12 protein-coding genes are annotated in these 14079 nt (G+C 61.1%); 5 read left to right on the forward strand and 7 right to left on the reverse strand.

Annotation, left to right across the window (positions count from 1 at the left end):
* Window positions 1-5 precede the first annotated feature (5 nt).
* The 7 genes from argC to PLH32_12115 form a co-directional block, all read right to left on the reverse strand.
* Entirely contained in the window at window positions 6-1028 is a 1023-nt protein-coding gene (argC, locus tag PLH32_12085; protein HQJ65344.1) for an N-acetyl-gamma-glutamyl-phosphate reductase, read from the reverse strand.
* Window positions 1015-2238, reverse strand: a complete 1224-nt coding sequence (gene argH, locus PLH32_12090) for an argininosuccinate lyase (GenBank protein HQJ65345.1) — start codon at window positions 2236-2238, stop codon at window positions 1015-1017. Before argH ends, argC begins: the two co-directional genes overlap by 14 nt.
* 66 nt (window positions 2239-2304) lie before the next feature.
* Entirely contained in the window at window positions 2305-3555 is a 1251-nt protein-coding gene (locus tag PLH32_12095) for an argininosuccinate synthase (protein ID HQJ65346.1), read from the reverse strand.
* A gap of 87 nt (window positions 3556-3642) precedes the next feature.
* Window positions 3643-4122 carry an ArgR family transcriptional regulator gene (locus PLH32_12100; protein ID HQJ65347.1) on the reverse strand — a complete coding sequence of 160 codons (480 nt, stop codon included), beginning with the start codon at window positions 4120-4122 and terminating at the stop codon, window positions 3643-3645.
* A 129-nt stretch (window positions 4123-4251) separates the two neighbouring features.
* The gene (locus PLH32_12105; protein ID HQJ65348.1) at window positions 4252-5535 is read right to left on the reverse strand and encodes a tetratricopeptide repeat protein; all 1284 of its coding nucleotides are present in this window, start codon (window positions 5533-5535) and stop codon (window positions 4252-4254) included.
* A gap of 148 nt (window positions 5536-5683) precedes the next feature.
* Window positions 5684-6250, reverse strand: a complete 567-nt coding sequence (locus PLH32_12110; protein HQJ65349.1) for a hypothetical protein — start codon at window positions 6248-6250, stop codon at window positions 5684-5686.
* 12 nt (window positions 6251-6262) lie between these two features.
* The gene (locus PLH32_12115) at window positions 6263-8842 is read right to left on the reverse strand and encodes a TonB-dependent receptor (protein HQJ65350.1); all 2580 of its coding nucleotides are present in this window, start codon (window positions 8840-8842) and stop codon (window positions 6263-6265) included.
* 271 nt (window positions 8843-9113) lie between these two features.
* Between PLH32_12115 and PLH32_12120 the strand changes: the two genes are divergently transcribed.
* The 5 genes from PLH32_12120 (at window position 9114) to rimM (ending at window position 14077) form a co-directional block, all read left to right on the forward strand.
* Entirely contained in the window at window positions 9114-10646 is a 1533-nt protein-coding gene (locus tag PLH32_12120) for an alpha/beta hydrolase-fold protein (protein HQJ65351.1), read from the forward strand.
* Window positions 10647-10676: 30 nt separating this feature from the next.
* Window positions 10677-11429, forward strand: a complete 753-nt coding sequence (locus PLH32_12125; GenBank protein ID HQJ65352.1) for a 3-oxoacyl-ACP reductase family protein — start codon at window positions 10677-10679, stop codon at window positions 11427-11429.
* Between the two features lie 168 nt (window positions 11430-11597).
* On the forward strand, window positions 11598-12917 hold the full coding sequence (gene ffh, locus PLH32_12130) for a signal recognition particle protein (GenBank protein HQJ65353.1): 1320 nt from the start codon (window positions 11598-11600) through the stop codon (window positions 12915-12917).
* A 15-nt stretch (window positions 12918-12932) separates the two neighbouring features.
* Window positions 12933-13511: a 30S ribosomal protein S16 gene (gene rpsP / locus PLH32_12135; protein ID HQJ65354.1), complete on the forward strand. Its 579-nt coding sequence runs from the start codon at window positions 12933-12935 to the stop codon at window positions 13509-13511.
* 68 nt (window positions 13512-13579) lie between these two features.
* Window positions 13580-14077, forward strand: coding sequence for a ribosome maturation factor RimM (rimM, locus tag PLH32_12140; protein HQJ65355.1), 498 nt, complete (start codon window positions 13580-13582; stop codon window positions 14075-14077).
* Window positions 14078-14079: the final 2 nt, after the last annotated feature.

Consider the following 14079-nt stretch of genomic DNA (forward strand, 5'->3'; position numbering starts at 1 on the left):
GGCCCTTATTTCAAGCTCATGGTTTCATCCAGGCCCAGCATGAGGTTCATATTCTGCACCGCCTGACCGGAGGCTCCCTTGATGAGGTTATCGATAGCACTCATCAGGATCAGGGTGCGGTCCTGCACCGCCAGGCCGATGTCGCAGAAATTGGATCCCGTCACCTGCCGGGTTTGTGGTATCTCGCCGGCGGGCAGCACCCGCACGAAGGGCTCGTCCTGGAAGGCCTCTTCGTAGAGCGCATGCACCTCCGCGATGGTGCGCGGCACGAGCAGCCGGGCATAGATGGTGCTGAAGATGCCGCGGGTCATCGGCACCAGATGCGGGACGAAAAGGAGGTCCACAGGCATCCCGGCTATCTTGGTGAGTTCCTGTTCCATCTCGGGTTCATGCTGATGACGGGCCACCTTGTAGGCAAAGAGATTTTCATTGCATTCCGGAAAATGAAAGGCCGGCTTCGGGCTCTTGCCGCCGCCCGAGACCCCCGTCTTGCTGTCGACAATGATCGTCCCGGTCTCGATCAGCCCGCGGCGCAGCGCCGGCAGCAGTGCCAGCGCGACGCTGGTCGGGAAGCAGCCGGGATTGGCCACCGTCGTACTCGCTGCGATCCGGGCCCGATTGACCTCCGGTAGCCCATAGACGAAGGCCGGCAGCGCCTCCGGCTGGAGATGATCGCAGCCGTAGGCGGCGCGATACCGCCCGGGGTCATCGAGGCGGTAGTCGGCACTGAGGTCGATGAGCTTTTTCCCGTAGGAGAGAAAGCGCGGGATCCATTCCATGCTGCTGGTATGGGGCAGCCCGAAAAAGAGGACGTCGCTCTCGGCAGCGATGCGCTCCGTCTCGAAGCCCGAGAGGGGATGGTCGCACAGGCCGCGCAGGGCAGGAAAGAGGTCTGAAAAACGCTGCCCCCCGGGCTCGCGTACCGCCAGATGCGCCAGCTCCACGTGTGGATGGCGCAGCAGAATCTTGACCAGCTCGAAGCCGGTGTAGCCCGATGCCCCGACGATGGAGACCCTATAGGCTGGCATCATCTCCCTCCTTACGGAAGGTTGCGGCGATGAGGCGATAGGCTTCGCGGAAGGGCACGCCCTGACGGACCAGTTCATAGGCCTTTTCGGCTGCGTAGAGTTCGGCGGTCATGGCGGCGCGGCACCGGGCTTCGTCGACGCCGAGGTTCTGGATCACCAGCAAGGTCATCTGCAGGGCCTCGAGGGCGGCTTCGAGGCCGCGCATCAAAGCCTCCTTGGTGAGCTGCAGGTCGCGGTGGTAGCCGGAGATGAGGTTGAGCGTCGTCGCACGTACCTGGTATTCGCAGGCGGCCACCTCATGGTATTTGGCGCGCAGCAGTTCGAGCACATCCGGATTCTGTTTTTGCGGCATGATCGAGGATCCGGTCATGAATGCAGCCGGCAGGGTGAAATAGCCGAATCCCGGCATGGTGAAGAGGATCAAATCCGCAGCCAGGCGGTTGATATCGGCCATAACCATCGCCAGGGCATGCAGCAGAATGCCCTCGAATTTGCCGCGGCTGTTCTGGGCATAAACCGGATTCTCCATGGTCCGCGCGAAGCCCAGTTCTGCAGTCGTCATTTGCCGGTCCAGGGGCAGGGGGACACCATAGCCCGCTCCGGTGCCGAGGGGATTCTGGTCGAGGAGGCGGACGGCGGCTTCGAGCAGCTGCAGATCATCCTTGAAGGCGTCGCGGCAGGCTCCGGCCCACATCCCGACGCTTGAGGGCATGGCCTTGCGCGTGTGGGTGTAGCCCGGTAAGGGCGTCGCGCTGCGGGCAGCGATGAGCACCTCGAAGGTCTCAAGGAGCTTGCGCAGGGTGGCGATGCCTGCCTCGGCCTGATCGCGGCTGTAGAGACGCAGGGCGGTGAGCACCTGATCGTTGCGGCTGCGGCCGGTGTGGATCTTTTTACCGGCCTCGCCGTAGTGCTGCACCAAATAGTTTTCGATGGCGGTATGACCATCCTCGTCCTCCGGGCGGATGAGGAATTCGCCGCGTGCATGCTGGCTGAGGATTGCGTCGAGGCCGGCGGTCAGATCCGCGGCCTCCGCCTGGCTGAGCAGCCCCACTTTGGCCAGCATGCGCGCATGGGCCTTGGAGGCGAGGCAGTCATAGGGCAGCAGGGTGAGATCGAGCACGGGATCCTTACCGGCGGTGAATTTTTCCACTGCCATGACGATCGCCTGCTGCGATTCGGCCCCCGTATGGGTGTGTTGCCAGAGTTTCATACCGCTCCTTGTGACGCTGTGCCGGCGGAGGCCGGATAAGCGCCCTTTGAGGTCTTCCGGAAGGTTCTACTCCCGGTGCCGCCAGGTATAGGGCTTGCTGTTTCTCAGGACGATGTTATGGGCCTTGAGACGGATGGCATGGATGCGGATAAATCCGCCAGCGTCCATGGCATTGTATCCACCCTCAACATCCATGCTTGACAGCTCCTGATTGTAAAGCGAGATCGGGGACTGCCGGCCGATGGGGGTCACATTGCCCTTGTAAATCGCGAGCTGCACTGTGCCGTTGATCTTTTCCTGACTCTTCTCAAAAGCACTGAGCAGGAAATCCATCTCCGGCGAGAACCAGAAGCCGTTGTAGATCAGTTCCGAAAAGAGGGGGGAGAGCATGTCGCGGATGCGCATCACTTCCTTGTCCATGGCGATCCCCTCGAGATCGCGGTGAGCGGCCCAGAGGATGGTAGCGCCCGGGGTTTCGTAAACGCCGCGCGACTTGATGCCGACGAAGCGGTTTTCAACCATGTCGACTCGGCCGACGCCGTTGGCCGCGCCGACCTGATTCAGATAGGTGAAGAGCGGGAGGGCGCCGGTCACCACCGTGCCGTCGCTTTTGTTGATCACCTTGACCGGATAGCCGTCGGCGAACTCGAGTTCTAGCAGGGTCTCGGCATCCGGGGCCTGCTGCGGCGAGACGGTCTTGGAAAAGATCTCCTCGTAAGGCCGGAACTGTGGATCCTCGAGGATGCCCGCTTCGTGGGAGATGTGCATGAGATTGTCATCCTCACTGTATGATTTGGCAATCGAGGCCTTGACCGGGATTTTCCATTTTTCGGCGAAGGCGATCATGTCACTGCGGCCCTTGAACTGGCCGAGGAACTCGGGATCCTTCCACGGGGAGATGACCTGGATCTCAGGCTGAAGGGCATAATAGGCCAGTTCGAAGCGCACCTGGTCATTGCCCTTTCCCGTCGCCCCGTGGGCGACGAAATGGGCGCCCTCTTTGGCGGCAATCTCGATCTGCCGCTTGGCGATCAGGGGGCGGGCGATGGCGGTCCCGAGGAAATAGCGGCCTTCGTAGAGGGCGTTGCCGCGGGCCGCGGCGAAGATATAATCCTGGACAAATTCTTCCTTGAGGTCTTCGATGTAGACCTTGCTGGCCCCGGTTTTGAGGGCCTTGTCCCGCACCGCGTCAAAATTTTCCTGCTGGCCGACATCCGCGACGTAGGCGATGACCTCATAGCCTTTGAGATCGAGCCATTTGAGGATAACCGAGGTGTCGAGGCCGCCGCTGTAGGCGAGAATGACTTTTTCTTTCATGGCAAATCCTTCCAGGTTCAGGTGCACGATTGGAACGGCCCGCGGGGGACCGTCGCGAAGAAACAGGGAATCCAGACAGAGAGGGAATCAAAGACGGATGCGCAGCTCAGGGAGGCGCTCCAACAGGGCTTGCCTGAATCGCTCATGGGAGAGCCCTTCTGGCAGGACGATAAGCAGGGTGTCGTCGCCGGCGACGGTGCCGACAATCTCCTGCATCATCAGGCTGTCGATGAGCAGGCCGATGCTGGGTGCGAAGGAGGGCAGGCTCTTGAGCACCGCGAGATTGCCGGAGAAGGCGAGCGAGCGGCAGCCGTGCAGTGGCGAGGTATCGGCCGGGGCACCGGGCACGGCCATTTGCGCAGCCTCCCCGGGCATGGCATAGAGATAGCCCCGAACCGGGTCGGGGATCCGCATCACCCGCAAGGCGAGAAGGTCGCGCGAGAGAGTCGCCTGGGTTGCCGCAAAACCCTGCGCCTGCAAGGCCTCGAGGAGTTCCTGTTGGCTGGCGATGGGGCGGGATTCGATGAGTTCCCGGATCGCGGTATGACGGTCATTCTTTCTATTCATGAATAAATATACATAAAAATGAATAAATATGCAAACAAAATCTGCGGGGCGGATAAAAAAAAGAGGGCCATGGTGGCCCTCCTCCGGAAATTATACCCGTTGGCAGGATGCAGTGAAAAGGGGCAGCGGCTAGAGCTTTTCGGCCGCCTTGTTGGTCGCTTTGGTGATCAGTTTATTGGCGTCGTTTGCTTTTTTGCTGTTCGGATAGAGGTCAACGACCATCTGATAGTACTCGATGGCCTTGCGGGGATCCTTGAGTTTTTCCTCACAGAGATTGCCGGCCTGGATCAGCATTTGCGGTGCCTTTTCATCCGCGGAATAGAGCTTGGAAATCCGGGCATAGCTTTCGGCCGCCTTGAGATACTCCTTGAGGTCGTCGGCATAAACATCTCCGGCCAGTTCCAGCGCGCGAGCGCCGCGGGGATCGGTCGGAAAGTTATTAAGGATCTCGTCGTAGGTGGCCAAGGCGAGGTCGTACTTCTTTAGCCGTTTGTCTTGGATGTTGGCGATGGTGAAGAGGACCTCGACGGCCCGCTCATCCTTGGGCCAGCCGGTGACCAGCTTGCGGTAGGCTTCGATGGCGCCGCTGTAATCCTTGAGCTTCTGCTCCTTGATCTGGCCGATGGTATAGGCGGCCGTTGGCGCCAGCTCGCTCTCCGGATAGTGGGCCAAGATGCGGGTGCATCGCGCCACGGCATCCTCATGTTTTCCCACCCTTCCTGTCAACAGCTGTGCTTCCTGATAGAGGGCGTAGGGAAGCTGGGGATCGTCGGGAAAGAGTTCAGAGAGTTTGCGGTAGCTGTAGATGGCCGGCCACTCTTGGTTGAGCCGGGTGTAGAGGTCGCCGGTCCACTCCAGAACGGTATAGAGGAGCGAATCACCGGGGAAACGGCTGATGTAACGGGTTGCCTCCGCCAGGGACCAGTCGTAGAGACGGGGTTGGTCCAGGTCGCGCAGGAGTTTGAGATAGGCGCGCCAGCGTTCGGTCATCGTCGCATCGATGGCGGTGCCGTAGACGGCGGCCTCGAGAACGCCTTTTTTCGGCGCATAGGCCGGCTCCCGTGTGAGGATCGCCTGGATCATATCGCGGCAATCGGTCTCCCGGGCGCAGCGCGGGTAGAGGTAGAGAGTCTTGTAGGCGGTGGCTAGGGCTTCATTCTTCTTGCCTTTTTCGAGATAGACCTGGGCGAGCAGCCCGGCTGCATCCGCAGCACGTGGGTCGTCCGGAAAGGTCTGCCCGAAGGCGGTCAGTTCAGAGATGAGGAAATCAGTGGTGCTGCCATCGTTGCGGTCATGCACCGCCAGGAGGTATTGGTACAACCTCTCCGCCGTGTACTGTGCACTGGCCTCCTGAGCCAGTCCGCTGAGCATAATTCCTGACAACAGTACCAGGAACACTATTCCCTTTTTCATGCAAAGACTCCTCGAAATGTTGAGATGCTTTCCCCTTTTCGCACCGGAGCCGGTTATTCCCGGCCGGATTGGTCTTTGCCGCAACCGCCCCGCCCCTCTTTGTACCCGAAAGTATATCAATTTTTTCTCAGGATATCAAGGCCAAAAATTACTGTCCGCCGCTGGCGGGCGCCGCCTTGTAGCCAGTGAAGCTGAAGGTGAAGGGCTCGCTGCGAAGGTAGCCGGTCTGGTCGAACAATTTGATCGTGGCCTCCATGACGAAGGTTTCGGGCCGGGATTTGATCAGTCCCTCGACCGGTACGCTGTCGGAGTAGTCGAGCAGATCGAGGAGGCTGCGGCCATCCTCGAGCGTCAGGTACCAGTAGATTTTGAGGGCGCAGCGGCCGCCGGGATCGATGGTCAGGGTATTGCCTTGGAGACGGCTCGGCGGCGTAAAATGCTGATTGTTGATCGCGAGTGTGGTGCGGATCTGCGGGCGGTTTTTCCACCAGACCGTCGCGTGGCCGTTGACTGCAACCTCGCCCTGGAAGGTCTCCTCGTAAAGATTGGTGATGATGAAGACGAATTCCATGAAGGGTCCGCTGGCGTACATGCCCTGAGTGTAGATGACCTGGGTGATGGCGAGCGTATTTTGCGGTTCCTGCCGCGGCGGCAGGCTCTCGTCGCAGGCGAGAACCAGCAGCGGCAGCAGCCACATCAGTTTGCGGGATTTCATGCGTATTATCCTTCAGGAGCGCTGCCGGGATCCGGCCCCGAAACCGAGCCTGCAGCCGGCCAGCAGACGCCGGCCGGTCTCGCGGGCTGATGGATCGCCCAACTCACCGCCGGTCCGACCCGAGGCGTCAATCCAGATCACATTGCGGGCGTTGAAGAGATTATGCCCTTCGAAGTAAAGCTCAAGCCAGGGGCTGGCGGTGCCGCCGAAGGCGATCGCCTTCGAAAGTCGCAGATCGGTCTGATTGAAACCGGGCATGCGGCGGTTGTTGGGCACAAAAAGCATCTCGGCATTCTCCGCTGCAAAGCCGTTTTCCGAAGGGTAATAGGTATAGGGCCGGCCGCTGTGGTAGTGCCAGACCAGGTTCATCTGCACCGAACCGGGCAGCGCCAGATCCAGGTCCGCCTTGAGCGAATGGCGCTGGTCCCAGCTCAGGTAGTAGGGCGTATGGGCGACCGGGAACCCCCACTGGGCATAGTTCAACCCCTGATCCTCGGTTTCGCTCAGCCCTTTGGCCTCCATTAGGGTGTAGGAGAGGCTGCCGGTGAGCCATTTGCCGCGTTCTCGGCTGATCACGAACTCGAAACCGTGCGCCGTGGCGTAGGGGTTGTTGACATACTCGGCAAAGCCGTAATCCCCGGCGATGCGGCTGTTGGCCGAGACGAAGGTCTTGCTGTCGATCTGGTCGGTGGTCTCCTTCTGGAACCAGAGCACCGAGCCGACCCAGTTTTCGTAAAAGTTATGGCGGATGCTGATCTCCAAGGCGCTGGTTTTTTCCGCGAGCAGATCGGGATTGCCGCGCAGCACCTTGACGCCGCGCTCGAAGGTGACGTTGTCGAGGCCGGAGTAGAGGTGCTCGAATAGCGGGAATTGCAGATAGCGGCCCCAGTTTATGAAAAAAAAGCTTTTGTCGGTGAAAGGGAAGGCAAAGCCGATCCGCGGGCTGATTTGCCAGGCGATCCGGGCGGGGACAGAGCCGGTGATCTCTTCGCGGTACTCGTCCGGTCCTGCGGGAATCAGTTCGACTGCCGGACGGCGGGCGCGGGGATCGAAAAATTCGCAGCGCAAGCCGGCGGAGATGACCGACCGGGTCGCTGGGGATTCGTACTTGTCCTGGATGAAAAGGGCGCCGAAGCGCGGGAAGTAGCGGTAGCGGGTGGAGTAATTGAGCATTGCCAGATCGATCAGCGGCTTGCCGAAATAGGAGAGCTGCGGCTCCATTTTAATGAGGGTGGAACGGATCGCATACTGCTTGATCTCCATTCCGGCCTTGAAAAGGTGCGCTGGACGCCACTGACTGGTCAGCTCGGTTTTAAGTGTGGTGCTGTTCTGGCACAGGTCGGCCCACCAGATACGGTCGCCGCGAACGACGTAACGCAGATAAAAATCGTATTCCCAGGGTGTTCCCGCCACCGAATCCGCCGCCCCCTCGCCGATTCGTGCGCGCATCCCGCTCTGGCTGAGACTGATGGAATAAAAGAGCCGGGGATTCAGGGTATGGGTCCAGTAGAGCGCGGAGCGGAGGCTTTCACTTCGCCGCAGTGGCAGGCCGACAAGATTGTAACGCCAGCTGAAGGCGTAATCCCGGCTGCGCTTGAGGGAATAGAGGAGCTGGCCGGTCAGTCGCTTGTCGCTGCTGAAATTCCAGTCCGTCTTGGCCATTCCATAGAGTTCTTTCTGTGTCGGCGAGCGGAAAAAGTACTCCATATCCTGCCACCAGCGGGTGCCGGAGAGGAGGAGGGTATTGGCGAGGAAAAAGGAGCCCTTGCGACGCACCAGGGGGCCGCTGGCGGTCAGTTCCGCCTCGTTGCTTTTACTCACCTGGGTGCCGCCGAAGAGGTCGTCCTTGGCCAGGCGCAACTGCAGGCGCGGCTGGTCGTCGCCGCTGCGGGTGATGACGTTGACGATGCCGGAGAGGGCCTGGCCATACTCGGCATCGAAGCCGCCCGTCTTGACGCTGAGTTGCGAGACGGCGCTGCGGGGCAGTTCCATCCCGAGACCGCCGCTGATCTGGTCCTGTATGGGCAGGCCGTCGACGAGATAGATCACTTCGCGGCTTTTGCCGCCGCGGACATGGCCGTCGGCCGTGGCGCCGGGCTGCATACCGACCACCTCCTGAAATCGGGTGATCGGCAAGGTCTCCATCTGCGCCGCGGTTTTTTCATAGGCAGTCCCGGTGACATCGGTCTGGATGACAGGGCGCACCGCAGTGACCTCAACCCCGGCCATCTCGATGGGCGCGGCCTCGAGCCGCACCTCGAGCTTGGTCCGGAGATCGGGGAGGATGGTGACCTCCTTGAAAACAACCGTCCGGTAACCGAGCAGGGAGGCGCGTACCTGATAAAGGCCGGCGCGGAGATTTTGCAGGACAAAACGCCCTTCTGCATCGGCGACACATCCCTGACTGGTCTCCAGCACCAGGAGCGTCGCGCCGGGCAGCGGTTCACCGCTCGCCGCATCGCGGACGCTGCCTTCAAGCCGGCCGGTGGTGCCCGCCTGCAGCGCGTCTTGCGGTGCGAGCAGGCCCAGGGCTGCAAGGAGCAGGAGGATGGCGGTTCTGGGAGAGGAGCAGACCATGGTATAGTATATCAATATTTACCGTCCCGATCAATGGTTATATTCTCTGGTTCGCATCCGCCTTCGTCGGTCGCATCCGCTGCTCCGGGCCGCGATCCCCCTCTCTGGTACCTTCCCCCTTGCCGCGGATCGGGCTGCAGCCGGGCTGCCAGGTGCGACTCCCGTCGAGGCGGGTATCCGGTTATAATGCCGTTTCCTTGCCGGTTTCATCCTCCGGCCCATGTTCAGGCTTGCCCGACTGATCCGGAATGCGTATATTAGAACTGTACTTTTTAGTGAGGAGAACATGAAAATTTGTGAATTTCCGGGACTGATCCTGCTCCTCGCCGTCCTCGCGGTACTCCTGACTTTCTTCCGGGCAACCGCCGGCAGCGGCGCGGCAAGTGACGATGCGGCGCTGCCGGCCTGGACCGGATCGGGATTCAGCGACTTTTTGCAGCACCTGCAGAGTCTGCCGGAGGCGCAACGGCAGGTCGTTGCGGACAGCTTTCTGCAGATGGCCGGGCCCCTGCCCCTGATCGAAGCGGATACCATCGCCTGGTTCCTTTATCGCGGCAGCGCCGCGGCGGTGACCATCGCCGGCGATGCCAACGGCTGGGATCCTGCCACTCTGGCGATGAGGCGGATCGCCGGAACCACCCTGTTCTATGCCCGCCAGGTCTATGAAGTCGATGCCCGGCTCGACTACAAATTCGTGCTCAACAACAGTAGCTGGATCCTCGATCCGAAGAATCCCAACCTCTGCTATGGGGGATATGGCCCCAACTCCGAGCTGCGGATGCCCGGCTACCTGCCCTCGCCCGAATGCACGCCCGATCCTGCAGTAGCCCCCGGCCGGCTCGAACAGGGAACCATCACGAGCGCGATTCTCAAGAATACCCGGGCGCTGCGGATCTATCTCCCGGCTGGCTACGATGCGGCGCGGCCAAAAGGCTATCCGGTGGTGCTCTTTCATGACGGCCTGGAGTATCTCTCCCTGGGTGCGGCCAAAACCGTCCTGGACAACCTGATCGCCGGGCGGCGGATCGAGCCGATCATTGCCGTCTTTGTGCCCCCGGTCAGCGCTGCACAGCGGATCGAGGAGTACAGCGGCGCCACCGCCGCCAACCTGGAGCGTTTTATCATTGAGGAGGTGATGGCGCAGGTCGACTCCGCCTGGCATACGTCGAAGGATCCCGCGCAGCGGGCGATGCTGGGGCCCTCCCTAGCCGCCCTGATTTCAGCGCAGATTACCTTCCACCACCCGGAATCCTTCGGTCTCGCCGGGCTCTATTCTCCGGCGATGTGGCCCAACGACCGGGCGGTGCTGATGGAGCTGCTTGCCTCTCCCAAACCGTTCACCCGCTGCTATATCGATGTGGGCAGCTATGAGCCTTCGCTGCTGGGGGATGCCGCCAGACTGCATGAACATTTGCGCAGCGTCGGCGTCATGGTGAAGTACCGGGAGTGGCATGAGGGGCACAGCTGGGGCAGCTGGCGCGCCCATCTCAAGGAAGCGCTGGAGTTTTTCTTCCCTCCGGCCTCGGGCATTGAACGCCTCGAAAAAGGAGAACCCGAACTCTTCACCCTTTATCCCGCCTACCCCAACCCCTGCAACGCCGGAATGACGCTCGAGTTCGACTTGCCTCGCGCCGTCGAGGTCTCGCTGCAAATGTACAACCTCAGGGGTGAGGTGGTGGACCGGCTGGTCGAGGCGGGTCTGCAACCGGGGCGGTATCGCTACCGCTGGGATGCCGGCGGGCAGCCGAGCGGCCTCTATTTTTACCGGTTGCGCGCCGCGGCGCAGGTACGCACCGGCAAGGTGCTGTTGATCCGCTGACCATTCAACCCTGTGACAGAGGAGTGAAGCATGATCGGTCTCAAGGATAAGGTAGTGCTCATTACCGGGGCTTCGCGCGGCATCGGCCGGGCAGCGGCGGTGATTTTCGCCCGCTATGGAGCGCGCGTCGCCATCAATTATCATCATCACGAAGCCGCCGCACGGGAGGTGCTGACGGCGGTCGAGGCCGCGGGGGGCGAGGGGATGCTCATCGGCGCCGACGTCAGCGAAGCCCATGCGGTGCGCGAGATGGTCGCCCGGGTCGTAGAAAAATGGGAGCGCATCGATGTGCTGGTCAACAACGCCGGGGTCTGGTTGCCGGCGCCGATCGACCGCTTTCCGCTCGAAACCTATCGCCGCACCCTGGCGATAAACCTCGATGGCGTGATTTTCTGCACCGAAGCGGTCGTGCCGCTGATGATCAAGCAGGGGGGAGGCCGGATCATCAATATCTCCTCGACCGCCGGACAGCGCGGCGAGCCAGTCTACTCCCCCTATGCAGCAAGCAAGGGGGCGGTGATCAGCCTGACCAAATCCCATGCCGTCGAACTGGCGCGCCACAACATCCAAGTCAACAGCGTTGCCCCCGGCTGGGTCGACACCGAGATGTCGGCGGCGGCGATCGCGAACGAGCATGAAACCATCCTGCGCACCATTCCGATGCGGCGCCCGGGCACGGCGGAGGAGATCGCCTGGCCGATCGTCTTTCTCGCCTCCGACGGTGCCAGTTATATCACCGGCGAGATCCTGAACGTCAACGGCGGTTCTGTGCTCTGCGGCTGAGCCGCCCTGCCCGCCCAATCCCGCTGCCGCCGCGGCCTTCGCTGAAGGCGGCAGCATGGCTTACGCATCCAGACCCGAATTTGCCGCAAACTCCTAAAAAAATCTTGCAATAAAGCAATTTTTTTGCTATTTTTATTAGCTGTATCATTTTGAGGAATCCGTTTGCGCATGTTCCAGGAATTGAGTGAAAAGCTTGAAGGTGTTCTGCGCAATCTGCGCGGTCAGGGCAAACTGACCGAAAAGAACATCGCCGAGAGCATGCGCGAAGTGCGCCGGGTGCTGCTGGAAGCCGACGTCAATTACAAGGTGGCCAAGCAGTTCATCGCCGAGGTGGAACAGCGCGCTCTCGGCCAGGAGGTGCTGCGCAGCATCACCCCCGGCCAGATGGTGGTCAAGATCATTTATGACGAGATGACCCGTCTGCTGGGCGAGAAAGAGGCGCCGCTGCAGTTCGGCAAGGCGCTGCCCGGTGTAATCCTGCTCGCCGGTTTGCAGGGTTCCGGCAAGACCACCTTTGCGGGTAAACTCGCCCGCCACCTGCGTAAAAAAGGCCGCAATCCCCTGATGATCGCGGCCGACATCTATCGGCCGGCGGCAGTCGAGCAGCTCAAGGTGCTTGGACGCAGCCTCAGTATTCCGGTCTATGCGGAAGAGAGCCGGGACGCGGCGGCGATCGCCGTGCATGGCCTCGACTATGCGCGCAAGAATCTGCTCGACACGGCCATTATCGACACCGCCGGCCGACTGCATATCGACGCCGAGATGATGGCGGAGGTTTCGCGCATCAAGGAAGCCACCGCCCCCGCGGAGATCCTATTCGTCGCCGACAGCATGACCGGCCAGGATGCCGTCACCACCGCCAGGGCGTTTCAGGAGCAGCTCGATTTCACCGGCGTGGTATTGACCAAGATGGATGGCGATGCCCGCGGCGGCGCTGCCCTTTCGATCCGGGCGGTCACCGGCAAGCCGATCAAGTTTGTCAGCGCCGGAGAAAAACTCGACGAGCTCGAGCCCTTTCACCCCGACCGGCTCGCCTCGCGGATCCTCGGTATGGGCGACGTCGTCAGCCTTGTCGAGAAGGCCCAGGAGGCCGTCGATCTCGAAAAGGCGGTCAAGCTCGAAAAAAAGCTGCGCCGGGCGGAGTTCAATCTGGAAGATTTTCTCGACCAGCTCCAGCAGCTCAAACGAATGGGGCCCCTGCAGGAGATCCTGACGATGATCCCGGGTGCTAATGCCCGGGCCTTCCGCGGGATACAGGTCGATGACCGGGCACTGGTGCGCGTCGAGGCGATCATTCGTTCCATGACGGTGCAAGAGCGCAACAACCCGAACATCATCAACGGCAGCCGGCGCAAGCGCATCGCGCGCGGCAGCGGCACCAGCGTTCAGGATGTCAACCGGGTGCTCAACCAGTTCAGTATGATCGTGAAAATGATGAAAACGATGAAGCATGGGGGCAGGGGCATGCGCCTGCCCATTGGATTTTAACCGAAGGAGAACACGTTGTCTGTAAAGTTGAGATTAAGCCGCATCGGTAAGAAGAAACAGCCCTATTACCGTATCGTCGCCATCGACTCCAAATCCTCACGTGATGGCTCTTATCTGGATAAAATCGGCCACTACAATCCCGTCACCCAGCCGGCCACGCTGACCATCGACCGGGCCAAAGCGCTGCAGTGGCTGAACAACGGCGCGATCCCTTCTGATACGGTTAACAGCCTGTTCCGCCGCCAGGGTATCCTGCACGAATGGGACCTGCGCAAACGCGGTATCAGCGACGAACAGGTCACCGAGGAAATGGGCAAGTGGCAGGATGCGCAGATTCAGCGCGGCAAGCGCGAAGAGGCTAAAAACGCCATGGCCAAACGCGAAACCGAAGCCCAGAAGCCGGCCAAATCCGCAGCGGGCGCCGAAATCAAGGCTACGGTGGGAACGCCGGCCCCCGCTGCCGAAGCCGAAGCTCCGGTGGAAGCGGCCGCCCCCGTTGCCGAGGCCGATATTGTGGTTGAAGAGAGTGCGCCGGCTGCCGCAGAGACGGCTTCCGACGCCGCAGAGAGCACTGAACCGAAGAGCGAAGCCTGAGCGACGACCATCCTCCATCGGACCTGGCCGCCTCCGGTGAGCGACGGCCCCGAACCCCGGCCTATGTCGTGGTCGGACGCATCACCCGACCGCACGGCGTGCGAGGCACCCTGCGCATCGCCCCGATGACCGACCATCCGGAGCGCTTCCGCCAGCTCAAACAGATCTGGCTGAGCCATAGCGAGACGGAGAGAACCCCCTTCTCCATCACTCGGGTGCAGATGCAGCCTGATGCAGTGCTTGTGACTCTGGCCGGAATCGATGACCGCGATGCTGCGGAACAATGGCGCGCCGCCTGGGTGGAGATTCCCGGTACTGAAGTGTTGCCTCTGCCGGAGGGCAAGCATTACCTTTTTGAGATCATCGGGGTCCAGGTGGTTACCGAGGATGGTGTGGCCCTGGGCCAGGTGGTGGATATCCTGCGCAACCCGGCCCACGATGTCTATGTGGTGCGCGGTGAGGAGCGCGAATATCTCATCCCGGCTGTTCCCGAGTTTATCCGCCAGATCGACAGCGAGACCGGCCTGATGATCGTCCACGTTGTGGATGGCTTGTTGGAATTGTAACG

This window comes from bacterium (assembly GCA_035419245.1).
Classification (GTDB): Bacteria; Zhuqueibacterota; Zhuqueibacteria; order Residuimicrobiales; family Residuimicrobiaceae; genus JAKPUX01.